General features: G+C 57.5%; 25 protein-coding genes. 10 read left to right on the top strand and 15 right to left on the bottom strand.

What is annotated here, in order from left to right:
• The 5 genes from surA to apaH are packed head-to-tail and all read left to right on the top strand — an operon-like array spanning position 1 to position 4,333.
• Complete coding sequence (surA, locus tag CWM54_RS22615; RefSeq protein WP_061155793.1) at positions 1-1,287, top strand: peptidylprolyl isomerase SurA; 1,287 nt, start codon at positions 1-3, stop codon at positions 1,285-1,287.
• A 5-nt stretch (positions 1,288-1,292) separates the two neighbouring features.
• Positions 1,293-2,282, top strand: a complete 990-nt coding sequence (pdxA, locus tag CWM54_RS22610) for a 4-hydroxythreonine-4-phosphate dehydrogenase PdxA (protein ID WP_012542876.1) — start codon at positions 1,293-1,295, stop codon at positions 2,280-2,282.
• Positions 2,279-3,100 carry a 16S rRNA (adenine(1518)-N(6)/adenine(1519)-N(6))-dimethyltransferase RsmA gene (rsmA, locus tag CWM54_RS22605; RefSeq protein WP_061155795.1) on the top strand — a complete coding sequence of 274 codons (822 nt, stop codon included), beginning with the start codon at positions 2,279-2,281 and terminating at the stop codon, positions 3,098-3,100. Before pdxA ends, rsmA begins: the two co-directional genes overlap by 4 nt.
• Positions 3,101-3,102: 2 nt before the next feature.
• Positions 3,103-3,480 (top strand): Co2+/Mg2+ efflux protein ApaG, encoded by a 378-nt coding sequence (gene apaG / locus CWM54_RS22600; protein ID WP_004204274.1) that lies wholly within the window; start codon positions 3,103-3,105, stop codon positions 3,478-3,480.
• A 4-nt stretch (positions 3,481-3,484) separates the two neighbouring features.
• Complete coding sequence (gene apaH / locus CWM54_RS22595) at positions 3,485-4,333, top strand: bis(5'-nucleosyl)-tetraphosphatase (symmetrical) ApaH (protein WP_100681639.1); 849 nt, start codon at positions 3,485-3,487, stop codon at positions 4,331-4,333.
• Positions 4,334-4,870: 537 nt separating this feature from the next.
• On the opposite strand, the gene folA is transcribed toward apaH, so the two are convergent.
• The 6 genes from folA to CWM54_RS22560 form a co-directional block, all read right to left on the bottom strand.
• Positions 4,871-5,350, bottom strand: coding sequence for a type 3 dihydrofolate reductase (gene folA / locus CWM54_RS22590; protein ID WP_100698559.1), 480 nt, complete (start codon positions 5,348-5,350; stop codon positions 4,871-4,873).
• Positions 5,351-5,524: 174 nt separating this feature from the next.
• Positions 5,525-7,390, bottom strand: a complete 1,866-nt coding sequence (gene kefC, locus CWM54_RS22580) for a glutathione-regulated potassium-efflux system protein KefC (protein ID WP_061155797.1) — start codon at positions 7,388-7,390, stop codon at positions 5,525-5,527.
• Positions 7,383-7,916: a glutathione-regulated potassium-efflux system oxidoreductase KefF gene (gene kefF, locus CWM54_RS22575; protein ID WP_100698557.1), complete on the bottom strand. Its 534-nt coding sequence runs from the start codon at positions 7,914-7,916 to the stop codon at positions 7,383-7,385. Before kefF ends, kefC begins: the two co-directional genes overlap by 8 nt.
• 95 nt (positions 7,917-8,011) lie before the next feature.
• The gene (locus CWM54_RS22570; protein ID WP_032756190.1) at positions 8,012-9,316 is read right to left on the bottom strand and encodes an MFS transporter; all 1,305 of its coding nucleotides are present in this window, start codon (positions 9,314-9,316) and stop codon (positions 8,012-8,014) included.
• Between the two features lie 70 nt (positions 9,317-9,386).
• Positions 9,387-10,337, bottom strand: coding sequence for a 2-hydroxyacid dehydrogenase (locus CWM54_RS22565; protein ID WP_100698555.1), 951 nt, complete (start codon positions 10,335-10,337; stop codon positions 9,387-9,389).
• Between the two features lie 210 nt (positions 10,338-10,547).
• A complete protein-coding gene (locus tag CWM54_RS22560) occupies positions 10,548-11,540 on the bottom strand; it encodes a LacI family DNA-binding transcriptional regulator (RefSeq protein ID WP_008807481.1) in 993 nt (330 codons plus the stop codon).
• Between the two features lie 236 nt (positions 11,541-11,776).
• Here CWM54_RS22560 and idnO point away from each other — a divergent pair, with 236 nt between their 5' ends.
• Genes idnO through CWM54_RS22545 form a run of 3 tightly spaced genes read left to right on the top strand, consistent with a single transcriptional unit; the run spans position 11,777 to position 13,551 of the window.
• Positions 11,777-12,541, top strand: a complete 765-nt coding sequence (gene idnO, locus CWM54_RS22555) for a gluconate 5-dehydrogenase (RefSeq protein WP_025713774.1) — start codon at positions 11,777-11,779, stop codon at positions 12,539-12,541.
• A gap of 15 nt (positions 12,542-12,556) precedes the next feature.
• Positions 12,557-13,087, top strand: a complete 531-nt coding sequence (locus tag CWM54_RS22550; RefSeq protein ID WP_008807483.1) for a gluconokinase — start codon at positions 12,557-12,559, stop codon at positions 13,085-13,087.
• The gene (locus CWM54_RS22545) at positions 13,084-13,551 is read left to right on the top strand and encodes a YhcH/YjgK/YiaL family protein (RefSeq protein WP_100698553.1); all 468 of its coding nucleotides are present in this window, start codon (positions 13,084-13,086) and stop codon (positions 13,549-13,551) included. The genes CWM54_RS22550 and CWM54_RS22545 overlap by 4 nt, the downstream gene beginning before the upstream one ends.
• 48 nt (positions 13,552-13,599) lie before the next feature.
• Here the strand turns inward: CWM54_RS22545 and CWM54_RS22540 are convergent, their stop codons facing one another.
• The 9 genes from CWM54_RS22540 to citC form a co-directional block, all read right to left on the bottom strand.
• On the bottom strand, positions 13,600-13,833 hold the full coding sequence (locus tag CWM54_RS22540; protein ID WP_002888059.1) for a YgdI/YgdR family lipoprotein: 234 nt from the start codon (positions 13,831-13,833) through the stop codon (positions 13,600-13,602).
• Positions 13,834-14,001: 168 nt separating this feature from the next.
• Positions 14,002-17,226, bottom strand: coding sequence for a carbamoyl-phosphate synthase large subunit (carB, locus tag CWM54_RS22535; protein ID WP_061155801.1), 3,225 nt, complete (start codon positions 17,224-17,226; stop codon positions 14,002-14,004).
• Between the two features lie 17 nt (positions 17,227-17,243).
• Positions 17,244-18,392 (bottom strand): glutamine-hydrolyzing carbamoyl-phosphate synthase small subunit, encoded by a 1,149-nt coding sequence (gene carA / locus CWM54_RS22530; RefSeq protein WP_100698551.1) that lies wholly within the window; start codon positions 18,390-18,392, stop codon positions 17,244-17,246.
• A 458-nt stretch (positions 18,393-18,850) separates the two neighbouring features.
• Complete coding sequence (gene dapB, locus CWM54_RS22520; RefSeq protein WP_100698549.1) at positions 18,851-19,672, bottom strand: 4-hydroxy-tetrahydrodipicolinate reductase; 822 nt, start codon at positions 19,670-19,672, stop codon at positions 18,851-18,853.
• Positions 19,673-19,900: 228 nt separating this feature from the next.
• Entirely contained in the window at positions 19,901-20,809 is a 909-nt protein-coding gene (citG, locus tag CWM54_RS22515) for a triphosphoribosyl-dephospho-CoA synthase CitG (RefSeq protein WP_100698547.1), read from the bottom strand.
• A gap of 18 nt (positions 20,810-20,827) precedes the next feature.
• Positions 20,828-22,354 carry a citrate lyase subunit alpha gene (citF, locus tag CWM54_RS22510; RefSeq protein WP_061155805.1) on the bottom strand — a complete coding sequence of 509 codons (1,527 nt, stop codon included), beginning with the start codon at positions 22,352-22,354 and terminating at the stop codon, positions 20,828-20,830.
• A 10-nt stretch (positions 22,355-22,364) separates the two neighbouring features.
• Positions 22,365-23,234, bottom strand: a complete 870-nt coding sequence (gene citE / locus CWM54_RS22505) for a citrate (pro-3S)-lyase subunit beta (protein ID WP_012968960.1) — start codon at positions 23,232-23,234, stop codon at positions 22,365-22,367.
• Complete coding sequence (gene citD, locus CWM54_RS22500; protein ID WP_012542888.1) at positions 23,231-23,524, bottom strand: citrate lyase acyl carrier protein; 294 nt, start codon at positions 23,522-23,524, stop codon at positions 23,231-23,233. Before citD ends, citE begins: the two co-directional genes overlap by 4 nt.
• Before the next feature lie 30 nt (positions 23,525-23,554).
• Positions 23,555-24,583 carry a [citrate (pro-3S)-lyase] ligase gene (citC, locus tag CWM54_RS22495; protein WP_100698545.1) on the bottom strand — a complete coding sequence of 343 codons (1,029 nt, stop codon included), beginning with the start codon at positions 24,581-24,583 and terminating at the stop codon, positions 23,555-23,557.
• A 256-nt stretch (positions 24,584-24,839) separates the two neighbouring features.
• On the opposite strand from citC, the gene citS reads away from it, so the two are divergent.
• Both citS and CWM54_RS22485 read left to right on the top strand, forming a co-directional pair.
• Positions 24,840-26,180 carry a citrate/sodium symporter CitS gene (gene citS / locus CWM54_RS22490; protein WP_100698543.1) on the top strand — a complete coding sequence of 447 codons (1,341 nt, stop codon included), beginning with the start codon at positions 24,840-24,842 and terminating at the stop codon, positions 26,178-26,180.
• Between the two features lie 156 nt (positions 26,181-26,336).
• Positions 26,337-26,481, top strand: a 145-nt coding sequence (locus CWM54_RS22485) for an OadG family transporter subunit (protein WP_100698541.1), incomplete at its 3' end; no start/stop codon positions are given.

Genomic DNA, 26,481 nt, shown 5'->3' with positions numbered 1-26,481 from the left:
ATGAAGAACTGGAAAACGCTGCTTCTCGGTATCGCCATGATCGCGAATACCAGTTTCGCTGCCCCTCAGGTGGTCGATAAAGTAGCGGCCGTCGTCAATAATGGCGTCGTGCTGGAAAGCGACGTCGATGGTTTGATGCAATCAGTTAAGCTCAATGCGGGTCAGGCTGGCCAACAGCTGCCGGATGACGCGACACTGCGCCATCAAATCCTCGAAAGACTGATCATGGACCAGATCGTATTGCAGTTGGGGCAGAAGATGGGCGTGAAGGTCTCTGACGACCAGCTCGATCAGGCCATCGCCAACATCGCTAAACAAAACAATATGACCATGGATCAGATGCGCAGCCGTCTGGCCTATGAAGGCATCAACTACAACACCTACCGTAGCCAGATCCGCAAAGAGATGCTGATTTCGGAAGTGCGTAACAATGAAGTGCGTCGTCGTATCACCGTGCTGCCGCAGGAAGTCGAAGCGCTGGCAAAACAGATTGGCGACCAGAACGATGCCAGCACCGAGCTAAACCTGAGCCACATCCTGATCCCGCTGGCGGAAAACCCGACCGCGGATGAGGTTGCCGCAGCCCAGGAGCAAGCGAATTCCATCGTTGAGCAAGCGCGTAACGGCGCCAACTTCGGTAAACTGGCCATCACCTACTCCGCTGACCAACAGGCGCTGAAGGGAGGCCAGATGGGCTGGGGTCGTATCCAGGAGCTGCCAGGTATTTTCGCCCAGGCGTTAAGCACCGCCAAAAAAGGGGATATCGTCGGCCCGATTCGCTCTGGCGTCGGCTTCCACATTCTGAAAGTCAACGACCTGCGCGGCGGGACTCAGAACATCTCCGTCACCGAAGTCCATGCCCGTCATATTCTGCTTAAGCCGTCGCCGATCATGAACGATGCCCAGGCCCAGGCCAAGCTGGAACAGATCGCGGCTGACATTAAGAGCGGGAAAACCACCTTCGCCAAAGCGGCGAAAGCGTTCTCTGAAGATCCGGGCTCGGCGAACCAGGGCGGTGATTTAGGTTGGGCGACACCGGATATCTTCGATCCGGCATTCCGTGATGCGCTGATGCGTCTGAACAAAGGGCAGACCAGCGGACCGGTGCACTCTTCCTTCGGCTGGCATCTGATCGAACTGCTGGATAGCCGTCAGGTCGACAGAACCGACGCCGCGCAGAAAGATCGTGCATACCGCATGCTGATGAACCGCAAATTCTCTGAAGAAGCGGCAACCTGGATGCAGGAACAGCGCGCCAGTGCGTATGTTAAAATTCTGAGCAACTAATATCGATGCCTGAAATCCGTAAAGTTGTCATCACTCCCGGCGAACCCGCCGGGATTGGCCCTGACCTGGTCGTGCAGCTTGCCCAGCGCGACTGGCCAGTTGAGCTGGTGATCTGCGCCGACGGCGCCCTGTTAACTGACCGAGCCCAGCGGCTCGGTCTTCCTTTATCTCTCCTCCCATACGATCCTGCGCAACCGCCCGTTCCGCAACGCGCTGGTACGCTGACGCTGCTTAACGTACCGCTGAACGTTCCCGCGGAACCCGGCGTGCTGAACGTGCAAAACGGCGCCTATGTCGTGGAAACGCTGGCGCGCGCTTGCGACGGCTGCCTTAGCGGCGAATTTGCGGCGTTAGTGACCGGCCCGGTGCACAAAGGCAACATCAACGACGCCGGCATCGCCTTCACCGGTCATACCGAGTTCTTCGAAGAGCGCGCGAAGGCCAGCAAAGTGGTGATGATGCTGGCGACCGAGGAGCTGCGGGTGGCGCTGGTGACGACCCATCTGCCGTTGAAAGCCATCAGCGAAGCGATAACGCCCGAGCTGCTGCGCGAGATCATCACCATTCTCGATCACGATCTGCGCACGAAATTTGGCATTGCCCAGCCGCATGTCCTGGTTTGCGGGCTTAACCCGCACGCTGGCGAAGGCGGCCATATGGGCACGGAAGAGATAGACACCATCATTCCGGTGCTGGAAGAGATGCGCGCGAAGGGGATGAACCTCAGCGGTCCGCTGCCGGCAGACACCCTCTTTCAGCCCAAATACCTTGATCATGCCGATGCGGTACTCGCGATGTACCACGATCAGGGCCTGCCCGTGCTAAAATACCAGGGCTTTGGCCGTGGCGTGAACATTACGCTCGGTTTACCTTTTATTCGTACCTCCGTCGACCACGGCACCGCACTGGAATTAGCGGGTCAGGGAAAAGCGGACGTCGGCAGTTTTATCACGGCGCTTAATCTCGCCATCAAAATGATTGTTAATACCCAATGAATAATCGAGTCCATCAGGGCCATTTAGCCCGTAAACGCTTCGGGCAGAACTTCCTCAACGATCAGTTTGTGATCGACAGCATCGTCTCGGCGATTAATCCACAGAAAGGCCAGGCGATGGTTGAAATCGGCCCGGGTCTCGCCGCGCTGACCGAGCCGGTCGGCGAACGTCTTGACCAACTGACCGTTATCGAACTGGACCGCGATCTGGCAGCTCGCCTGCAGACGCACCCGTTCCTCGGACCGAAGCTGACCATCTATCAGCAGGATGCGATGACCATGAACTTCGCTGAACTGGCGGAGAAAATGGGCCAGCCGCTGCGCGTCTTCGGCAACCTGCCGTACAATATCTCGACGCCGCTAATGTTCCATCTGTTCAGCTATACTGATGCCATTGCCGATATGCACTTTATGCTGCAGAAGGAAGTGGTCAATCGTCTGGTTGCCGGGCCGAACAGTAAGGCGTATGGTCGGTTAAGCGTGATGGCGCAATATTATTGCCAGGTGATCCCGGTACTCGAAGTGCCGCCGAGCGCGTTTACCCCGCCGCCTAAGGTCGACTCCGCGGTGGTTCGCCTGGTGCCGCACCGCACCATGCCGTATCCGGTAAAAGAGATCCGGGTACTGAGCCGCATCACCACCGAAGCCTTCAACCAGCGCCGTAAGACCATCCGCAATAGTCTCGGCAATCTGTTTAGCGTTGAAGTGCTGACCGAGCTGGGCGTCGACCCGGCAGTGCGTGCGGAAAATATTTCTGTAGAGCAGTACTGTAAGATGGCCAACTGGTTATCCAACAATCTGCCTTCGAAGGAGAGCTAACCATGATTAATTCGCCTCGTGTTTGCGTTCAGGTGCAAAGCGTCTATATCGAATCGCAGTCTTCTCCGGAAGAAGAGCGTTACGTCTTCGCTTATACGGTCACCATTCGCAATCTGGGGCGGAGTCAGGTTCAGCTGCTTGGCCGCTACTGGCTCATCACTAACGGCCACGGTCGTGAGACTGAAGTGCAGGGTGAAGGGGTGGTCGGCGAGCAACCGCATATTCCCGCTGGCGGTGAATATCAATATACCAGCGGCGCGGTCATCGAAACGCCGCTGGGAACCATGCAGGGTCATTATGAGATGATCGATATCGACGGCGCGCCGTTCCGTATCGAGATCCCTGTGTTCCGTCTCGCAGTTCCAACGCTCATTCATTAAAACAATGTCAACATACCTTATTGGCGACGTTCACGGTTGCTACGATGAACTGATCGCATTATTAGCGCAGGTTGAATTCGACCCGAGCAGCGATACGCTATGGCTGACCGGCGATCTGGTGGCCCGTGGCCCGGGGTCACTGGAGGTCCTGCGCTATGTCAAATCTCTGGGCGACTGTGTGCGACTGGTGCTGGGCAACCATGACCTCCACCTGCTGGCCGTCTTCGCCGGTATCAGCCGTAACAAGCCGAAGGATCGTCTGAAATCCTTGCTGGAAGCCCCGGATGCCGATGAGTTGCTCAACTGGCTGCGTCGCCAGCCGCTGCTGCAGGTGGATGAAGAGAAAAAGCTGGTGATGGCCCACGCGGGCATCACGCCGCAGTGGGATCTGGAGACCGCCCAGCAGTGCGCGCGCGATGTAGAAGCGGTGCTCTCCAGCGACTCCTACCCTTTCTTCCTCGATGCCATGTACGGCGATATGCCGAATCACTGGAGCAACGAGCTGAGTGGTCTGGCGCGCCTGCGCTTTATCTCTAATGCCTTTACCCGCATGCGCTACTGCTTCCCGAACGGCCAGCTGGATATGTATTCGAAAGAGGCGCCCGAGGACGCCCCGGCGCCGCTGAAGCCGTGGTTTGCCATTCCTGGCCCGGTCAGCAATGCCTACAGCATTGCCTTTGGCCACTGGGCTTCACTGGAGGGACGCGGTACGCCGGAGGGGATTTACGCCCTGGATACGGGCTGCTGCTGGGGCGGTGAACTCACCTGCCTGCGCTGGGAAGATAAGCAGTACTTCACCCAGCCGTCGAACCGCCAGAAAAGCCTCGACGAAGGCGAAGCTGTCGCGTCCTGAGTCTTCCCGGATGGCGGCGCGTTGCGCCTTATCCGGGCTACATTTCCTTGCGATTTGTCGCCCGGGCAGCGCTCCCGAAAGACGAAGCCCGCGATCAGAAACATGACGCAGTCCCGTAGGCCCGCGCAAGCGCAGCGCCGCCGGGCAAGAACGGCGGGCGCGGAGCCACTTTTGTGTCGGGTGGCGGCTCACGCCTTACCCGACCTACATTTCCTTGCGATTTGTCGCCCGGACAGCGCTCCCGAAAGACGAAGCCCGCGATCAGAAACATGACGCAGTCCCGTAGGCCCGCGCAAGCGCAGCGCCGCCGGGCAAGAACAGCGGACGCGAAGCCACTTTTGTGTCGGGTGGCGGCTAACGCCTTACCCGACCTACATTTCCTTGCGATTTGTCGCCCGGGCAGCGCTCCCGAAAGACGAAGCCCGCGACGGGAAATATGACGAGATACTGAGTGCGCAATCGTCGCGGAATTCACGCAAAAGAAAACCCCGGTGACGCCAGACGCGACCGGGGTTTTTTCATAGTTATCCTTCCCGCTTAACGGCGTTCGAGGATCTCAAAGCAGTAGCTGTGGGAGTTCTGCGCGTCAGCGTCATGAAACTCGCTGAACACCGACTCCCACTCGTCCGGATCGTAATCCGGGAAATGGGTATCGCCTTCCACTTCCGCATCAATGTGGGTCAGATAGAGCTTATGCGCTTTCGGCAGGAACTGCTCATAAACGCGGCCGCCGCCAATCACCATAATCTCTTCCACATCACCGCAGGCAGCAATCGCTTCCTCCACTGAGGAGACCCACTGCACGCGATCGTCGCTGCCGGGTTTGCTGCTGATCACGATATTTTTACGCCCCGGCAACGGGCGCCCAATGGATTCCCAGGTCAGACGCCCCATCACCACCGGCTTATTTAACGTGTTGCGTTTGAACCAGGCGAGATCGGCAGGCAGGCTCCATGGCATGGCGTTTTCCATACCAATGACGCGATCTACCGCTAACGCCGCAATCAGACTGATCATTCATTCATTCCCGAGTGCAAAAAATTGTCGCCACTATACGGAAAGCGTACTACTTCGTCGACTGGCCGGAAGGTAAAGAATAAGAAAATTTTCTGATTTGCTGGCAAGCCCACGTTCACACCGTGGGCCGCCAGAACCGGTTCTAAACGGAAAACAAAATGTTACTGGCGAGCGTCAGGCTGAGGGCTTATTTTCCGGCTCATCGGCAATATCCCCGGTGTGCCTGCCCTCTTCCGTCCCCTGCCAGCCGTGACGCTGCACCAGCGACAGATGATGACGATCTTCGTTAATGATGCCAGTGAGCATATCGCTGGTCCGCTTGAAGACCGCCACCCGCGACGCTGCGTCGTTTTCCGCCATCGCCACCATCTCTTCAACCATCTGCAGGTTGAAACGACGGAACAGATCGGCCCGCTCGCGGGCTTCATACGCGCCGAGCCCCAGCGCCTCCAGCGTCATCCGGCCGGACTTCAGCGCCGCCTCAAAGGTTTCACGCTCCGGGGCCTCGACGCCAGCCTGGCGCAGCTTGATGTAATGATCGACATCGCGGGCGCGGGAGATAATCTGCAGATGCGGAAAATGCTCTTTCACCCTCTCCACCAGCTCAAGGCTGACGTGCGGATCGTCGATGGCATTGATCAGCACTTCCGCCTTTTCAGCGCCGGCCGACTCCAGCAGGTCGACACGGGTGGCATCACCGTAGAAAACCTTCATATCAAATTTGCGCAGGGTATCAACATGGTCCGGGTCGTGATCGAGGATCACCATTTTCACTCCGCTGGAGAGCAGCACACGACCGGCTATTTGCCCGTAGCGACCAAAGCCGGCGACAATCACCCGCGGCTGCTCTTCATCAATCTCGTCAGCATCGCGCGCCTGGCCGCTGGCCGATTTCTCCAGGCGAGTCAGCAGGACCAGCAGGACTGGCGTTGCCGCCATCGACAGCGCTACCGCCAGGGTCAGCGCCTTTGCCCATTCACCGTCCAGCACATCCGCCATCCGCGCGGCGCCAAAGACCACAAACGCGAACTCGCTTCCCTGTCCCAGCAGCACCGCAAACCAGCGGCGCTGGGCGCGTGGCACGCCCAGCGGCCTGGCGATAAGCCACAGCATCAGCATTTTTATCGCCAGGAAACCGACCAGCAAAATAACGATACGCAGCGGATGGGTCACGAGAGTGCCGAAATCAATCGACATGCCGACGCCAATAAAGAACAGCCCCAGTAGCAGCCCTTTAAACGGCTCGATATCGCTCTCCAGCGCATGGCGATACTCGGAGCTGGCCAGCAGCACCCCGGCGAGAAACGCCCCCATCGCCATCGACAACCCGACTTCCTCCAGCAGCAATCCAAAACCGAAGACCAGGAACAGCGCCACGGCGCTGAACACTTCGCGCAGGCCGGAACGGGCGACAAAGCGCAGCAGCGGACGGGTCAGATAGCGCCCCAGAGCCACCACCAGCGCCAGCGCCGCGGCCACCTTCAGCGCGGAGATAGCAAACGCCACCAGCGAAGTGGCGCCGCCGCTGGCCGCCAGCAGCGGGATCATCGCCACCAACGGGATCGCCGCGATATCCTGGAACAGCAGCACCGCGAAGGCGCTCCGCCCCATCTGCGAGACCGTCAGATTGCGCTCATTCATCGCTTGCATCGCAATGGCAGTGGAAGAGAGCGCCAGGGTCATGCCTATCAGCTCGGCCACCTGCCAGCGCAGGCCCAGCAGCATACAGAACAGGCCAATCAATACCCCGCAGGCCACCATCTGCAGTGCGCCGCCACCGAACACCGAGGCGCGTAGCTTCCACAGCCGCTGCGGATCCAGCTCCAGACCAATCACGAACAGCATCAGTACCACGCCGATCTCGGCAAAGTGCAGAATCGACTCGGCATCGGTCACCAGCCGCAGCCCCCACGGGCCGATAATACAGCCAGCGATCAGATAGCCCAGCACCGACCCCAGCCCCAGGCGGACGGCGATGGGCACAATCAGCGCCGCGGCGCCCAGGTAAATCAGCGCTTGTATCAGGGTATGGCTATCCATTCTGGTGTGCCTCCTGCCAGTCGATTAAGCGTTGACGATAGTGGCGGGCCTGCGCCTGCAGCGTTTCGTCATCGCAGATAAAGGTGCAGTGCATGGCGAACGGCGGCAGCCATTTCATCCCACAGTAAAGCGCGGTTGCCTGCAACGGCTGCGCCAGCACCGGAAAACCAGGGAATGAGCCGATGTCAAAGTGGCCTTCACCGCCGCCGGTGGTCACCGCCCACATCAGCGATTTACCGCGCAGGGCAATACCGTTGTGACCATAGGCCCAGCCGTGCGCCAGCACTTTATCCATCCACAGCTTCAGCAGCGGCGGCACGCTATACCACTGCATGGGATGCTGCCAGATAACCAGATCGGCACGAGCCAGCGCCGCCTGCTCGGCGGCGACATCGATATTAAAGTCGGGATAGAGTTGATAGAGGGAGCGTATCTCTACGCCTTCAAGCGTCCCTGCCTGTTCAAGCATTCGCTTATTCGCATGAGAATGCTGCGGATAAGGATGCGCATAAATTATCAGAATCATTGATTGGCCTGCGTTTGCTCTTGTCATAATCAGCAAGAGTGTAGACAGTTAAGCCAACGGCTTACAATGATAACTGTGATTTATGTCGCAGTGGGTTACGCATTTCGGGGTTGATTCTTGATCGCCACATCAGAATCGCTGTCGACCAGATCGCATTGCTTCGGTAGCAGAAAGGTCATTGTGCCGGCGATAATCAACGAACCGGCCAGGGCGCAGACCGCCACATTCTGGCCGTAGAGATACATCATCACGCCCACCAGATAGGGGCCACAGAATCCGCCGAGATTGCCCAGGCCATTGATCACCCCGCGTGCGCTGCCCGCCACCTCCGGCGAAGCGATACGCCCCGGCATCGACCAGAACGGACTGGTAGCCGATTTGAGAAAGAAGCCGCAGATCACCAGCGCGATATAGGCCGCCACCATATGGTCGCGCAGCACCACCGACGCCACCAGCGCTGCCGCAAAACTGTAGAGCGAGAAGCGAACCCACAGACGACGCTTACCGCTGTGGTCGCTGAACAACGAAATCACATAGATCCCGGCCAGCGTGGCGACAAACGGCAGCACCGCCAGGAAGCCAACGCTGGCCATGTTGCCGCCGGTTAACCCCTTCAGAATGGTCGGCAGCCACAGCGTGTAGCCATAATCCCCGGTCTGGTAGAAAAAATTGAGGATCACCAGCTTCATCAGTCCGGCATTACCAAACACATCCTTCACCGGGGCCTTGCTGACTGGGGCTTCGGCCTGCTTCGCCGCACGCTCGGCGGCCAGGGTGGTCACCAGATAGTCACGCTCGCGGGCGGGCAACCAGTGGGCCTCTTGCGGACGGTCGCTGATCATAAACCACCACACGACCAGCACCACCAGCGACAACAGCCCTTCGATGATAAACAGCCAGCGCCAGTCTAGCGCCGCAATAATGGCGCCGGAGACCGGCGCGGTGAGCATGCCGCCGAGCGGGGCAAACATCATCACAAACGCGTTCGCGCGACCCAGCTCTTTTTCCGGAAACCAGTTACTGACCATGGTCAGCACTACCGGCAGCATTCCCCCTTCCGATACCCCGAGAATAAATCGCAGCACCAGCAGTTGATATTGATGAGTCACAAACCCTGTCGCCACGGAAACGATAGCCCAGGCTACCAGCGACCAGGCTATAAATTTTTTACCGCTGCCGTTAACCGCAATTCGCCCACCGGGAATTTGCAAAAATAAATAACCAATAAAAAAGATACCGCTGGCCACGCCGGCCATTTGGCTGGTAATGCCTAAATCGGCCTCCATGCCGCCTGGCAGGGCAAAGCTAATATTAACCCGGTCCATAAATGACATAATGCAGGCAATTAACACCGGCACAATGATACGCAGCCAACGGGTGCTGGGAATTTTCTCGTTCATATATTTGCACTCTCTATGCAGAGGTTATTGTTTTGATTGAGATCGCGCGGGTACAAAAATAAAAAGCTAATTAATCGATAGCGTTTGGCAGCACTGAGCCGGCAAACCAGGCGGCGACGTTAGCAAAAACCACTTCGCTCATTTTCTGTCGTGTCTCCTGCGTGGCACTGGCGACATGCGGCTGCAGCACCACGTTATCGAGGGCGATCAGCGCCGCCGGGACCTGGGGTTCCTGCTCGAACACATCGAGCCCGGCCCCGGCGATAACGCCGTTTTGTAACGCGTGGATCAACGCCTTTTCATCCACCAGCGAACCGCGGGCAATATTGATAAGCCAGGCATGCGCCGGCATTACGTTAAACACCGAGGCGTCGATGATGCCGCGGTTCGCCTCGCCGCCGGATGCGGCAATCACCAGAAAATCGCTCTCATGCGCCAGGGTATGCAGGTCGGCACACCACTGATAATCGAGGCCCGCTATCTTTTTACGGTCGGTATACAGCACCTGCATATCAAAACCCCGCGCCCGGCGGGCGATCGCCTGGCCAATATTCCCCATGCCCAGCAGGCCGATACGCTTCCCGCTCACCTGAGTCGCCAACGGCATGCCGCCGCTCAGCCAGCGTCCCTCGCGGACAAAGCGATCGCCCTGACAGAGCTGACGGGAACCGGCGAGCAGCAGCCCCATCGCCAGGTCAGCAACATCATTCGTCAACACCCCGGAGGTGATGGTGACGGCAATTTGCCGCGAACGGGCATACGCCAGATCCACCGCATCGGTACCGACGCCAAAGATGGCAATCAGCCCAGCCTGAGGCAGCAACTCAAGGACGCTGTTTGCTACGCCGACGTCGCCGCGAGTGACCACGACGGCAATGTTCTCTCCTTGTTCACGCAGAAAGGTGATCGGATCGTCCTGCTCGTAGAGACGCAGCAGCGGGAAATGCTGCGCCAGCTGCAGCTGCAGGGTTTCAATTACGGGGGCCACTAAAAGGACGGCGCGGGGAATAACACTCTTCATCAGATCACCTGTTTGACGTTTGGTTACGACGGTAGCCACTATCAAACGGGTTTTTACCGGGGGATTTTGCGATCTGTATCACGCTGAATCGTGTTAAAAATGCGTGTTACCGGACGCGTGATCGTGAAGACAAAACGGCGACCAGACAGGCGATGGACCGCGCGCGCATTAACCTTTCGCTAACACGCGGCAGGCGCTGGCTGGTGGCCGTTAAATCGTTTCGCCCATCGACAGGCGGTAGTGGAGGTCCACTTTTTCAATGGTGGGCAGTCCTTTGATTTTCTTTATTAAAATCTCTGTCGCCACCTTACCCATCTCGAAGCGCGGCGTCAGGACGCTGGCCAGCCGGGGAGAGACGATCTGACCGATCTCCAGGCCATGAAAGCCCGCGATAGCCAGCTCCTGGGGCACGCTGATACCGGATGCCAGGCACTCCTGTAACACGCCCACCGCCAGATCGTCATTAGTGCACAGGATACCGTCCATATCGGCGTACATTTGCCGCGCCAGGGTCATCATGCCGGTGCCAATGGAAACCGACGAGACTTTATTCGGCGCAATGCGCCCCACCGCCAGCCCGGCATTCTCCATCGCCCGACAGTAGCCCAGATAACGCTGCTCGTCGCGGACGTCGGACATCGAGCCGAAGTAGATGATCCGTCGTTTACCGCTGGCCAGCAGCATGGTGGTCATATCGAAGCCGGCCTGGAAGTTATCGAATCCGACGTTGATGCGTCCCGGATTCTCCGCCAGCCCCATCACTTCAGCGATCGGGATCTTCGCGGCATTCAGATACTTGTCCGCCCGCAGGGAGTGCACCGACTCGGTCAGCAGCAGCCCTTTCACGTTAAATGCCAGCACGGCGGCAATCTGCTCCTCTTCACGCTGGCGATCGTAGTCGTAATTCACCACCAGCGTCTGGTAGCCATGCCCGGCGGCGACAGATTCGATGCCGGCCAGCAGATCGGCAAAAATTTGATTATGAAAGGAGGGAATGAGTACGCCAATCCGCGGCACGGCGACGCTGGTCATCGCCGGATTATCCGGGTCGGGCTGATAGCCGATCTCCGCTATCACGCTGGCAATGCGCTCCGCCGTCTCCGGTTTCACCTTTTCCGGGGTGCGTAAATAGCGGCTAACGGTCATCTTGGTTACGCCAGCCAGCTCGGCAATATCATGGAGCGTAATGCGTTGTGCTTTCATCTGTGTGTCCGCCAAATACCTGACTGCTTCAGGCCATTATGCCTGTCGGGGGGTAAAAAGAGAATGCCCGCCCGTAACCGTTAACCCGTTGAGTCAGCGAGATTTACCGGCAGCGTCACGTTTAAGGTAACCCCTTTTTGTAACACGGTTTCGAGTGATCTTCATCACAGTTTCCGCCGGTAAAAATCCGTGAGATAGGGCACAGGTTTTCTTCAGCCGCTAATCAGGATATCGAGATGAACGATCTTTTCAGCTTACAAGGTAAACGCATTTTAATTACGGGTGCAGGACAGGGGATCGGTTTTGTCATGGCCCAGGGTCTGGCGCAATATGGCGCAGAAATCATTATTAATGACCTTTCTGCCCCGCGAGCGGACGATGCGGTGATGAAGCTCCGCGATGAAGGCGCCATCGCCCATGCTGCGGTATTTAACGTGACCGATGCCGAGGCCGTTGAAGAGGCCATTGCCGATATCGAAGCGCATATTGGCCCAATCGACGTGTTATTCAATAACGCTGGGATCCAGCGTCGACACCCGTTTACCGAATTCCCGGTGCAGGAGTGGAATGACGTGATTTCGGTTAACCAGACGGCGGTGTTTCTCGTCTCTCAGGCCGTCGCGAAGCGCATGGTTGACCGCCAGCAGGGAAAAATCATCAATATCTGCTCCATGCAGAGCGAGCTGGGGCGCGACACCATCACCCCTTACGCCGCCGCCAAAGGCGCGGTGAAGATGCTAACCCGCGGGATGTGCGTTGAGCTGGCGCGGCACAACATTCAGGTCAACGGCATTGCCCCGGGCTACTTTAATACGGCGATGACCCGGACGCTGGTTGAGGATAAGGCGTTTACCGACTGGTTATGCAAACGCACCCCTGCCGCCCGCTGGGGCGATCCGCAGGAGCTGGTCGGCGCTGCCGTCTTTTTATCGTCAAACGCGTCGAATTTCGTCAACGGCCATCTGCTGTTCGTTGATGGCGGCATGCTGGTCGCGGTCTGAGAGAAGGAGCGCATGATGGCAGGACAATGCATTATTTTGATGGGCGTCTCCGGGACCGGCAAATCCACCGTCGGTCAGGCATTGGCCCACGCGCTGGGGGCGAAATTTATCGACGGCGACGACCTTCATCCACGCAACAATATCGTCAAAATGGCCACCAGCCAGCCGCTAAATGATGAGGATCGTCAACCGTGGCTGACGCGTATCGCCGACGTTATTTTCAGCCTTGAGCAGAAAAACGAGTCTGGTGTATTGGTCTGTTCCGCATTGAAGAAGCGCTATCGCGACCGCCTGCGTGAGGGGAACGCGAAGCTACGCTTCCTGTGGTTGACCGGGGATTATGACTGCATTTTGCAGCGTATGCGCCAGCGTAAAGGCCACTTTATGCCAGAGGCGCTACTGCGTAGCCAGTTTGCCGCCCTGGAGACGCCAGACGCCAGTGAAAGCGATGTTCTGGCCGTCGATATTACCCCCGACGTCGCCAGTATTGTCGCTCACTCATTAACGTTACTTCATTCGCAACAACCGCAGAGGATCCCGGCATGATTATCGATACCTTAACCGCCGCCGCCGAAAATGAGCTCTATCCGCCGGTGATTCGCCAGGCGCTGCAGGCCGTATTACAGCAACAACCGCACGCGCTGCCGCCGGGGAAATATACCGTCGAGAGTGATAATGTGTTTTTTACCGTCGTCGAAGGTCACACCCGGCCGCTGAGCGAGCAACGCCCGGAATATCATTGTCAATATCTCGACATTCACATTGTGCTGAAAGGCGAAGAGATCATCGGTGCCGGGAATAAAGGGCTGCCGCTCGTTGAAGATGGCCCCTTCAACACGGCGCAGGATATCGGTTTCTGCCAGGCTATCGACAGCGAAACGCTGATTCATCTCCACCCGGAAGAGCTGGCGATCCTCTTCCCCGGTGAATTACACCGCCCGATGGCCTGCCTCGATCAAGGCGCAGCGTTGCGCAAAATCGTGGTCAAAATCGATCGCGCGCTGCTGTAACGCGATCGTTCGGCCCCGCACGCTCCCCGCGGGGCCTGGGATAACCACTTAGTTATCCAGCTCATCCATGGATTTTACCTGGTCGCGGTTAATCTGCTCCACGCGGCCGGTTTCGGCATTTTTGTATGAGACGAGGCCGGTGTCATCATCCACCTGCGGTTTGCCGCTGGTGACAATGGTCTTGCCATCGGTGGTTTTGATCGACTGATTCGATGAGCAGCCGGCCACGAACATGATTGCCGTCGCTGCCAGTGCGGATGCCACCAGAATATTGTTCCGCATTGTATCCTCCTGTCTTTTCATCAATAGGTATCGTTATGGTGCTAACTATAGTTAGCCTGACCCGACAGGTGGTTAAAAGCAGAACTCTCCGAAGATGACCGTAGCCAAAAAAAAGGGCTGACGATGTCGTCAGCCCAGGCTTGTTGTTATCCGGCCAGGCCGGTGCGCTTATTTGGTGATTTGCGCGTGCATTTCCTGAACCGAAATCACCTTCTCGGTGGCATCAGCATTCAGCGCCATCGCAGTGGCAAAGCCGCCGTTCAGGGTGGTGTCGTAATGCACCTTGTACTGCAGCGCGCTGCGGCGAATCAGCTTGGAGTCTTCAATCGCCTGGCGACCTGCGGTGGTGTTGATGATGTAGGTGTATTCGCCATTCTTGATACGGTCCTGAATGTGCGGACGACCTTCATGCACCTTGTTCACCAGACGCGGGTTGATGCCCGCTTCGCCCAGTACAATCGCCGTACCGTGGGTCGCATCCAGCTCAAAGCCAAACTTCAGCAGCTTCGCCGCCAGGTCGACCACGCGCTCTTTGTCGCCTTCGCGAACGGAGAGCAGTGCACGACCCTTTTTCTTCATGGTCGAGTTGCTGCCCAGCTGCGCTTTGGCGAACGCTTCGGCAAAGGTGCGACCCACGCCCATCACTTCCCCGGTAGAGCGCATTTCTGGCCCTAACAGCGGGTCAACGCCCGGGAATTTGTTGAACGGCAGGACCACTTCTTTCACCGAGTAGTACGGCGGGATGATCTCTTTGGTCACGCCCTGCTGCGCCAGCGTCTTACCGGCCATCACGCGCGCCGCGACTTTCGCCAGCGGGACGCCGGTGGCTTTGGAGACGAACGGTACGGTACGCGCCGCACGCGGGTTCACTTCAATCAGATAAACTTCGTTATCTTTCACCGCGAACTGGACGTTCATCAGACCACGAACCTGCAGCTCGAAAGCCAGCTTCTGCACCTGCTCGCGCATCACATCCTGAATTTCCTGGCTCAGCGTATACGCTGGCAGGGAACAGGCTGAGTCGCCGGAGTGTACGCCCGCCTGCTCGATATGCTCCATGATGCCGCCAATCAGCACCATCTCGCCGTCGCAGATGGCATCGACATCCACTTCAATCGCGTCGTCGAGGAAGCGATCCAGCAGTACCGGTGCATCGTTGGAGACGCTAACCGCGGTCTGGAAGTAGCGGCGCAGATCCTGCTCGTCGTAAACAATTTCCATCGCCCGGCCGCCAAGCACGTAAGACGGACGAACCACCAGCGGGTAGCCAATCTCTTTCGCTCTCTCTACCGCCTGCTCAATGGCGGTGACGGTGGCGTTCGCCGGCTGCTTCAGCTTCAGACGGTCAACCGCGTGCTGGAAACGCTCACGGTCTTCCGCGCGGTCGATAGCGTCCGGGCTGGTACCGATAACCGGTACGCCTGCGGCTTCCAGGGCGCGCGCCAGCTTCAGCGGCGTCTGGCCGCCGTACTGGACGATTACGCCCTTCGGCTTCTCGATGCGTACGATTTCCAGCACGTCTTCCAGGGTCACCGGCTCGAAGTACAGACGGTCGGAGGTGTCATAGTCGGTAGACACGGTTTCCGGGTTACAGTTGACCATGATGGTCTCGTAACCGTCTTCGCGCAGCGCCAGAGAGGCGTGTACGCAGCAGTAGTCAAATTCGATACCCTGGCCGATACGGTTCGGGCCGCCGCCGAGGACCATGATTTTATCGCGGTCAACGGACGGGTTGGACTCACACTCTTCTTCATAAGTGGAGTACATGTAGGCGGTATCGGTGGCGAATTCGGCGGCGCAGGTATCCACGCGCTTGTAGACCGGATGCAGGTCATACTGGTCGCGCAGCTTGCGAATTTCCGCTTCACGCACGCCAGCCAGTTTCGCCAGACGCGCATCGGCAAAGCCTTTACGCTTCAGGGTGCGCAGGAAGTCGGCGTCGAGGCCGTTGATGCCCACTTCCACCACTTTCTCTTCCAGACGCACCAGCTCTTCAATCTGCACCAGGAACCAGCGGTCGATATTGGTCAGGTTGAAAACGCCGTCTACCGAGAGACCGGCGCGGAAAGCATCCGCGATGTACCAGATACGCTCAGCGCCAGCGTCTTTCAGCTCGCGGCGGATTTTGGTCAGCGCTTCCGGGTCGTCGAGGCTCACTTTCGGGTCGAAGCCGGTAGCGCCCACTTCCAGGCCGCGCAGCGCTTTCTGCAGCGATTCCTGCTGGGTGCGGCCAATCGCCATCACTTCGCCGACGGATTTCATCTGGGTGGTCAGACGGTCGTTAGCGCCGGCGAATTTTTCGAAGTTAAAGCGTGGAATTTTGGTAACCACGTAGTCGATGGACGGCTCGAAGGAAGCCGGAGTGCGGCCGCCGGTGATGTCGTTCATCAGCTCGTCGAGGGTGTAGCCCACCGCCAGCTTGGCCGCCACTTTAGCAATCGGGAAGCCGGTGGCTTTCGAGGCCAGCGCCGAAGAGCGGGAGACGCGCGGGTTCATTTCGATAACGATCAGGCGACCGTCTTTCGGGTTCACCGAGAACTGCACGTTAGAGCCGCCGGTTTCCACACCGATTTCACGCAGGACCGCCATCGAGGCGTTACGCATGATTTGGTATTCTTTGTCGGTCAGGGTCTGCGCCGGGGCAACGGTGATGGAGTCGCCGGTATGGATCCCCATGGCATCGAAGTTTTCAATCGAGCAGACGATGATGCAGTTGTCGTTCTTATCGCGCACCACTTCCATCTCGTACTCTTTCCAGCCGATCAGCGATTCATCGATCAGCAGTTCGTTGGTCGGAGAGAGATCCAGGCCGCGTTCGCAGATTTCTTCGAACTCTTCGCGGTTATAGGCGATACCGCCGCCGGTGCCGCCCATCGTAAAGGACGGACGGATAATGCACGGGAAGCCAACGTCGGCGGCAACCGCCAGCGCTTCTTCCATGGTGTGGGCGATGCCGGAGCGCGCGGTGTCGAGGCCGATTTTCTTCATCGCCACGTCGAAGCGACGACGGTCTTCCGCTTTATCAATCGCGTCGGCAGTGGCGCCGATCATGGTCACGCCGAACTCTGCCAGCACGCCCTGACGTTCCAGCTCCAGCGCACAGTTCAGCGCCGTCTGGCCGCCCATGGTCGGCAGCACCGCATCCGGGCGCTCTTTTTCGATAATTTTACGTACCACTTCCCAGTGAATCGGCTCGATGTAGGTCGCATCGGCCATTTCCGGGTCGGTCATGATGGTCGCCGGGTTGGAGTTCACCAGGATAACGCGGTAGCCCTCTTCTCGCAGGGCTTTACAGGCCTGCGCGCCGGAGTAGTCAAACTCACACGCCTGACCGATAACAATCGGGCCCGCGCCCAGAATCAGGATACTTTTTATGTCTGTACGTTTTGGCATGGCTCTTTTACTCCTGATTATTTCGCGGACTGACGGTATTGCTCAATTAACTCGATAAAATGGTCGAACAGCGGCGCGGCATCGTGCGGCCCCGGGCTCGCTTCAGGGTGCCCCTGGAAGCTAAACGCCGGTTTGTCGGTACGATGAATTCCCTGCAGGGTGCCGTCGAACAGTGACTTGTGAGTCACGCGCAGGTTGGCTGGCAGCGTGGCTTCATCAACCGCAAAACCATGGTTCTGAGCGGTAATCATCACCACGTCGTTATCAATATCTTTAACCGGGTGGTTGCCGCCGTGGTGGCCGAACTTCATCTTAATGGTCTTCGCACCGCTCGCCAGCGCCAGCAGCTGATGGCCAAGGCAGATGCCGAATACCGGAATATCGGTCTCAAGGAATTTTTCAATCGCGTCGATAGCGTAATCGCACGGCGCCGGGTCGCCTGGGCCGTTAGAGAGGAAAATACCGTCCGGATTCAGCGCCAGGACATCCGCCGCCGAGGTCTTCGCCGGTACCACCGTCAGGCGGCAGCCGCGATCAACCAGCATGCGCAGGATGTTGCGTTTTGCGCCGAAGTCATACGCCACGACGTGGAACGGCAGCTCGCTTTCCGCTTTCGCTTCCGGCAGGTCGCCCGCCAGGGTCCAGCTGCCTTGCGTCCAGCTGTAGGTCTCTGCGGTGGTCACTTCCTTCGCCAGATCCATGCCGTTCAGGCCCGGGAACGCTTTCGCTTTTTCCAGCGCCAGTTGAGCATCCGGGTTGTCGCCCGCGATGATGCAACCGTTTTGCGCCCCTTTCTCACGCAGCAGACGCGTCAGCTTGCGGGTATCAATATCGGCAATCGCCACGATGTTATGGCGCTTCAGATAAGAAGAAAGATCTTCCGTATTGCGGTAGTTGCTGGCAATCAGCGGCAGGTCGCGAATAACCAGACCCTGCGCGTGTACCTGAGAAGATTCTTCATCGGCGGCGTTGGTGCCGACATTACCAATATGAGGATAAGTAAGAGTGACGATTTGGCGGGAATAGGAAGGATCAGTGAGGATTTCTTGATAACCGGTCATTGAAGTATTGAAAACGACTTCCCCAACCGCCGTGCCGGTTGCCCCGATGGCCCGACCGTGAAACTGGGTTCCGTCTTCCAGAACCAATAGCGCTGACTTAATCAAAACACCCTCCAGAGAATATCCACTCACTTTATTTGCATATTAATTCATAAACACGATCTGAATCAATGCAAATCTGTTGCCCGCAGAATTTTGGCAAACGGCGGCATTCTGGAGAGATGTCGGATAAAAGTCAACTTAAAGCGGAGATTTTTAATGTCATTTTACGCCACTGGCGCATAACACGTGATTTTTACGCCAAAAAGATCAACAAACCTGGCTGAGAAAACGCTTGCGGACAAGGAAGAGTGTAAAATTAAGCGTCGCACTGCAAAAAAGTGGACCAAATGGTCAAAATTTACATTTCATTCACCAAAAACAGCAGGAAAATGATACTTTATAGCCAACTCATTGAAAAACACAAACCAAACCCATAAAAAATAAAAAAGGGCAACAATATATTGCCCCTTGCATCAATGACTTATTGATTGCAATAACCACATCACGATGGGTAATAATCGTTATAAACTGTTCAAATCCAGCACATCACGCATGTCAAAAAGACCACTTTTCTTATCTTTAAGCCATAATGCCGAACGAACTGCACCATTAGCAAAGGTCATGCGGCTGGACGCTTTATGGGTGATTTCAATACGCTCGCCAATATCGGCAAACATTGCCGTATGTTCGCCGACGATATCGCCCGCACGGACGGTCGCGAAGCCAATGGTGCCCGGAACGCGTTCGCCGGTATGACCTTCACGACTGTAGACGGCGCAGTCCTTCAGATCTTTGTTCAATGCTCCGGCGATCGCTTCGCCCATCGCCAGCGCGGTGCCTGACGGTGCATCCACTTTATGCCGGTGGTGCGCTTCGATAATTTCGATGTCGGTGTAGTCGCCCATCACCTTTGCCGCCTTCTCCAGCAGCTTTAACAGGACGTTGACGCCGACGCTAAAGTTAGCGGCGAAGACAATGGCAATCTCCTGCGCGGCGTCGCGAATCGCCTGCTTGCCAGCGTCGTCAAAACCGGTGGTGCCGATGACCATCCCTTTGCCATGCTCGCGGCAAAACGCCAGATGGTTCAGCGTGCCTTCCGGGCGGGTAAAATCGATCAACACGTCGAAATCATCTTTTACCGCCGTGAGGCTGCTCTGCACCGCGACGCCCGCTTTGCCGGCGCCCGCCAGCTCCCCGGCGTCGCTGCCCATCAGGCTTGACCCTTCGCGCTCCAGCGCCGCGCCCAGCGCCACGCCTTCCATCTGCAGCGCAGCCTGAATTAACTGGCGTCCCATCCGGCCGCCCGCGCCGGCGATGGCCACGCGGATTTGTGCATCATGCATAGCTATTCTCTTTTGTTAACATTACGTAAATTGTTTTCAGAGTAACCAGCCCGTCAGCGGGCCGCTACTCAAAAACGCCGATAATTAGAAATTTATGACAAACGGCGGACGATATCAGTAAAAACTATACGATTGTGCCGTAATTCCACGTTGACGTAGTGACAACCGGGAAGGCTAATGATGGCGCCTTCGCCCGCACAATGCGGGCGAAGGCGGTGTTGCTGTGGGTTATAGCGGGAAAAGCGCCCCAGAGGGAAACGCGGATAAAAACCAGGTCACCGCCAGCAGATCGGCGCTGCCGCCGGGGCTGAGATGGCGGGCAATCAGCTCGTCGTCAAACTGGCGCAGCGCCTCCAGCCCGCCGTCAGCCAGCACACCGCCCTGCCACAGCAGTCGCTGCGCCTCCTGCTGGACAAAGTTCAGCCCGGCAAGCCCGCCACGCGAGACCAGGTTAGTGTCATCATTCCACGCCATCAGATGCAGCAGGGTTTGCAGCAGCGCCAGATTGCTGTCGCCGGTCTCTTCCATCATGCGGGTAAAGACCGGTAATGCCTGGGTACGCACCGTCAGGAAACCGCTCTCCGCCTCGCCACGGGCCCCGGAGAGGCCATAACGCAGAAAATGGGCCTCACCTTTACTGAGCCGTTCCCCACTCGCGGCGGACAATTCCTGCATAACCATGCCGCGACAGAAGCGCGCCACCTGGTCACAAAGCCGGTGTTGTTCAATCGGCTCACCTTTCGACACCAGCCTTCCCGCCGCCGCGCTCAGCAAACCGAAAGCGAAGATCGCCCCACGATGGGTATTCACCCCGCCGGTGGCCTCCAGCATATCGTTTTCACAGGCCATCCCTACCGGGCGCAGCATCATCAATACCTGCTCTGGCGCAACCGCCGCGGTATCGTGACCCATGATAAAAAACTTCTCCATCCACGGCGCCACCACCGCAGTGCTGGCCTCAAACGAGGCCAGATCCATATCCCGGTGCGCGCCAGCGTTACGAATATCCACCAGCCCGGGCTTGGGGGTCAGGCGAACTTCGGTCAACAGCGCGCGCTCTACCGCGCTGACCACCTCTTCGGCGCTCAGTGGCTTCGCGCGCCGCACACGCGCAGGATTCATTAACACGTCGCTCATGGCCTTTCCCCTCTGCGTTTAGTCGCTGTTTTTCACCTGACGAATCACATCGATGACTGAACCGTCGCGATAGCGCACGACCGCCACCACCCGATCGGTAAATTCGATCGGCTGCGGCTTGCCGGTCAACAGCTCTGCACGCTGCTGCAGCTCCTCAATAGTCATCAGCGGAATACCCGCGTTGCGTAAATTGTCGATCAGGTCCTGCCGCGCCGGGTTTACCGCAATGCCGTGGTCAGTGACCAGCACATCCACGCTGGCTCCAGGCGTCACACGGGTCAGCACTTTTTCCACGACGCAGGGAATACGGCCGCGAACTAACGGCGCGGTAATGATGGTCAGATCCGCGCCGGCGGCAGTATCGCTATGTCCGCCGGATGCACCGCGCAGCACGCCGTTGGAGCCGGTCATCACGTTGACGTTAAAGTCGGTATCGATTTCCAGCGCGCTGAGCATTACCACGTTTAAGCGCTCGCAGGAGGCGCCTTTAGAGCCTGGGCTGGCATACTGATTGGTGGAGATCTCGACGTGGTTCGGGTTCTGCGCCAGCGAACGCGCGGCGTCGCCATCGAACGACTGGGTATCGAGCAGCGTTTTGATCAGCCCCTTTTCGTGCAGATCGACCATCGTGCCGGTGATGCCGCCAAGGCCGAAGCTGGCGGTGATGCCGTTACGGCGCATTTTGTCTTCGAGGAAGCGGCTGACAGCCAGCGAGGCGCCGCCGGTGCCGGTCTGCAGCGAGAAGCCGTCTTTAAAGTAACCGGAATGCTCGACCACCTTCGCCGCCTGACGGGCAATCAGCAGCTCACGCGGGTTGCTGGTCAGACGGATCGCGCCAGCGGTAATTTTTTCCGGATCGCCGACTTCGTCCACCTGGACTATCAGATCTACCTGATCCTGGGCGATACTGGCCGGATAGTTTGGGTAATCCACCCACGCTTCGGTCAACAGCACCACGCATTTGGCATGTTCCGCATCAACGCGCGCATAGCCCAGCGAACCGCAGCGCGACTTACCGCTAAAGCCGTTGGCATTGCCAAACTCATCGCAGCAAGGGACGCCAAGGAACGCCACATCAATCGACAGTTCGCCGCTTTGAATCAGCTGTACGCGACCGCCGTGAGAGTGGATCTGCACCGGGTTTTCCATCAGGCCGGCGGAGATCTCCTCGCCCAGCTTGCCGCGCAGACCGGAGGTGTAGATCTGGCGGATCACGCCATTTTTAATATGCTCGATCAGCGGCCAGTGGGCGTCGATCAGCGAACTGGATGCCAGGGTCAGATCGCGAAAGCCCATTTCCGCCAGCTTCGCCACCACCATATTGACCACTTTGTCACCGCCGCGAAACGCGTGGTGGAACGAGATAGTCATGCCGTTTTGCAGGCCGGAGCGACGGATTGCCGTTTCCAGCGAGTCGCAGATTTTACGCTGGCGCTTTTCTGTTTCACTGGCCAGCCATGGGCTTTTCGCCGTCACGCCGCTATAAGGGGTCAGTCCTTCCGGCATCACGTACTGCTGATTAAGCATTGCTACAGTCTCTTTCATCTTGTTCCCCTTAATCACGAATACCGGAAGCCGAGAGCGCCACCACTTTGCGAGCGTGGTCGATAATCGGTCCGTCGATCATCTTGCCGTTCAGCGACACCACGCCCAGACCGCGCGACTCTGCCTCTTCCGCTGCGGCAATCACCTCCAGCGCATGGTCGACCTCTTTGCGCGTCGGGGCATAGACCTGATGCAGGAGTTCAATTTGTCGTGGGTTGACCAGCGATTTACCGTTGAAGCCGAGGTTTTTCGCCAGATTCGCTTCCGCGAGGAACCCCTCTTCGTTGTTGATATCCGACCACACCACGTCATAGGCGGCGATGCCGGCAACGCGCGCGGCATGCAGTACCGCACAGCGGGCATAGAACAGTTCAGTGCCGTCGCCGCGGGAGGTGCCCATATCCATAACGTAATCGAAGGCCGCCAGCGCAATCGCGGCCAGACGCGGGCTGGCGCGGGCGATCTCCACCGCGTTCACCACCCCCAGCGCCGACTCAATAGCCGCCATGAGTTTGGTGCTACCCACTTCCCGGCCGCACTCGCGTTCAATCCGCTCAACGTGCGCTTCCAGCTCATGGATATCTTCTTTGCTGTCGGTTTTCGGCAAACGCACCATGTCCACACCCGCGCGTACCACCGCTTCAAGATCGGCCAGACCAAACGGGGTGTTCAGCGGGTTAATACGCACCACGGTTTCGATATCCTGATACAGCGGATGCTGCAGCGCCTGATACACCAGCAGACGGGCGGTATCTTTCTCCCGTAACGAGACGGCATCTTCCAGGTCGAACATCACCGCATCGGCACCGTAGACGAATGACGTGCTTAACATGGCGGCGTTGGCGCCAGGGATGAACAGCATACTGCGACGTGGTTTCATAGCTGGCTCCATTGCAATTGAGACTGTTGCGCCGCGCGCAGCGCCGCGGCCTGTACGCGGGCTCGCAAAACACACTCCAGGGCGCCTTTATCATCGACCACCACGTTGGCCTGCTTCACGCCAAGCTGCGCCAGCGTTTCTCTGACCACCTGCTCGATCGCGGCGCCAAACTGTTGTTTCACAATGCTGTCGATTTCCAGCTGAATGCCCGGCTGTGCCGCCGGTCCAATCCTGACCATCACATCGCTGGACTCCAGCGTGCCGGCCAGGGCGTCAATCTTCATTTCCATAGGGGAAAATCCTTAGTTAGGGCGTATAAATCAGGCGGTTTGATGTTCGCTCTCCGCCAGTTGCATCAGAAAAGAGAGGGTTCCCGGCGGCACCAGCGCCGCGACGGCTTGCCAGTTGCGATGTCGGTACAGCTCGCGCACGCGAGAAGCGGATATCGGCCCGCCGTTTTTTTCGATACGCGCCAGCTCAACCACTTCAACAGGCGGCGCGTCACCGGGCGCTTCCAGCAACGCTTTCATGCGCTGGTTGTAGCTGCGGGTCAGCGAACACAGCGGCTCGGTGCCGACAAAGCGATGGGTTATCTGCAGCGCCGGGGCCAGGCGTTCGCGGAAGATCTGCAGGTCGATCTGGCTGTGGCAGTCATCGACCACGCCCTGCTCTTTGAGGAAGTAGCCGGGGAACGTCGCCCGTGAGATGAGGTACGCCGAACCGGGATGCAGCGTCACCTTGTCAATGCCGGCGATACCTTTTTCGATAAGCGTAAAGCGATCGTGATAGGAAAAGCAGGAGGCATCTTCCTTCACGACAAACAGATGTAACCAGTCGCACTGGCGTGCCGCCTGCTCCACCAGCCAACGGTGGCCGAGGGTAAACGGGTTAGCATTCATCACGATGGCGCCGATTTTGCGTCCCGGCTGACGGTACATCGCCAGCTGTCGGCAGTAGCGGGTCAGCCGTTCGCGGCTATTTTCCATTAATACGGCGCGATCGCCCGCCTGGGCAATTGGCCAGAAGCCTGCCCCGGAAAATAGCGCAGCGTTACTGGGTTTAGTGAATAAAAACAGCTCGCTGCGCCCCAGCTCATAGGCCAGCGTCAGGAGCTCGGTCAGTAATTTAAGGCTCAACCCCTCCCCCTGCAGCGAGGGAGCGATGGCGATGCATTTCAGCACATTGCCGGCGATAGCACCGCAGCCGACCAGCCGCTGCTGATACTCGGCGATAATCGCCATTTCGCAGTCGGCCTCTAACGACAGTTGATGCTGGCGGAGAAACCGATCGATCGCCTCTCGCCGCGGTTTATCTTTTAATAGCTGAACGCGTTTTAATATCAGTGTCATTTTTTAGCGCTTCATCATTTCAAAACGACCTGTATTTCGCCAGCGTTCGGCTATGGATTCTTGTATTTAAGTCACAGTTTTTCTCGTGGCTTAATTGGCTTTATGGTTTTTATGTTGTTAATTAATTCAGAATCATAAAACCAATTAAATTAATAAAAAACACGAGTATTCAGTGAAGGTAATCACACCTTACCACTGGGTCTATTTATTACTATGCGCCGGTCTTAATACTCCACCGATAAACAGGATAACGTTTATGACTAACATGAGTCAGGCTCCGGCAACGGAGAAGAAGGGCGTTAGCGACCTGCTGGGATTTAAAATCTTCGGCATGCCGCTACCTCTTTACGCGTTTGCATTAATTACACTATTACTTTCACATTTCTATAATGCTTTACCCACCGACATTGTCGGCGGTTTCGCCATCATGTTTATTATCGGCGCCTTGTTCGGCGAAATTGGTAAGCGCCTGCCAATATTCAATAAATATATCGGTGGCGCACCGGTGATGATTTTCCTGGTGGCAGCCTATTTCGTTTATGCCGGTATTTTCACGCAGAAAGAGATCGATGCCATCAGCAACGTGATGGATAAGAGTAACTTCCTTAACTTGTTCATCGCAGTATTAATTACCGGTGCGATTCTGTCGGTGAACCGCCGCCTGCTGCTGAAATCGCTGCTCGGCTACATCCCAACCATCCTGATGGGCATTATCGGCGCGTCGATTTTCGGTATCGCTATCGGTCTGGTGTTCGGGATTCCGGTTGATCGCATCATGATGCTCTACGTTCTGCCGATCATGGGCGGCGGCAACGGCGCGGGCGCGGTACCGCTGTCGGAGATTTATCACTCCGTCACCGGCCGCTCACGTGAAGAGTATTACTCTACTGCCATCGCTATCCTGACCATCGCCAACATCTTCGCCATCGTCTTTGCCGCGATTCTCGATATCATCGGTAAAAAGCACACCTGGCTGAGCGGTGAAGGCGAACTGGTGCGTAAAGCCTCATTCAAAGTGGAAGACGATGAAAAAGCGGGACAAATCACCCATCGTGAAACCGCCGTCGGCCTGGTGCTTGCCACTACCTGCTTCCTGCTGGCGTACGTCGTCGCCAAGAAAATCCTGCCCAGCATTGGCGGCGTTTCGATTCACTACTTCGCGTGGATGGTACTGATCGTTGCGGCGCTAAACGCCTCCGGCCTGTGCTCACCAGAAATCAAAGCCGGCGCCAAGCGTCTGTCTGATTTCTTCTCTAAACAGTTGCTGTGGGTACTGATGGTCGGCGTCGGCGTCTGCTACACCGACCTGCAGGAAATCATCAATGCCATTACTGTCTATAACGTTGTTATCGCCGCCGTAATCGTTATCGGCGCAGTGCTCGGCGCGGCGATCGGCGGCTGGCTGATGGGCTTCTTCCCAATTGAATCGGCGATCACGGCGGGCCTGTGTATGGCCAACCGCGGCGGCTCCGGCGACCTGGAAGTTCTCTCTGCTTGTAACCGTATGAACCTTATCTCTTATGCGCAAATCTCCTCCCGTTTGGGCGGCGGTATTGTGCTGGTCATCGCCAGTATCGTGTTCGGCATGATGGTTTAACCCATTTGCACGGTGGCGCGTTGAACTGACGAGGTAAATGGCCTATCAGGGTCCAATGCCGGGAGCGGCAGAGGGAAATCCACCCTACTCCTTAGCCGGAAACGCCAGAAACGTCGCCAGGCAGCGCGCCATCGTGCCCCTATTTGAGATGTACCAATGACTGACAATGCCGTCCTGTTAGGCGAAGGCTTCACCCTGATGTTTCTCGGCATGGGCTTTGTGCTGGTGTTCCTGCTGCTGCTCATCTTTGCCATTCAGGGAATGTCCCTCGCCGTGAACCGTCTGTTCCCTGAGCCGCCTG

The sequence above is a fragment of the Klebsiella sp. D-Nf1 genome (assembly GCF_002810515.1).
Classification (GTDB): Bacteria; Pseudomonadota; Gammaproteobacteria; order Enterobacterales; family Enterobacteriaceae; genus Klebsiella; species Klebsiella variicola.
Note: the sequence above shows the minus strand (reverse complement) of the source record. Positions and strands in the feature narration are given on the sequence as shown.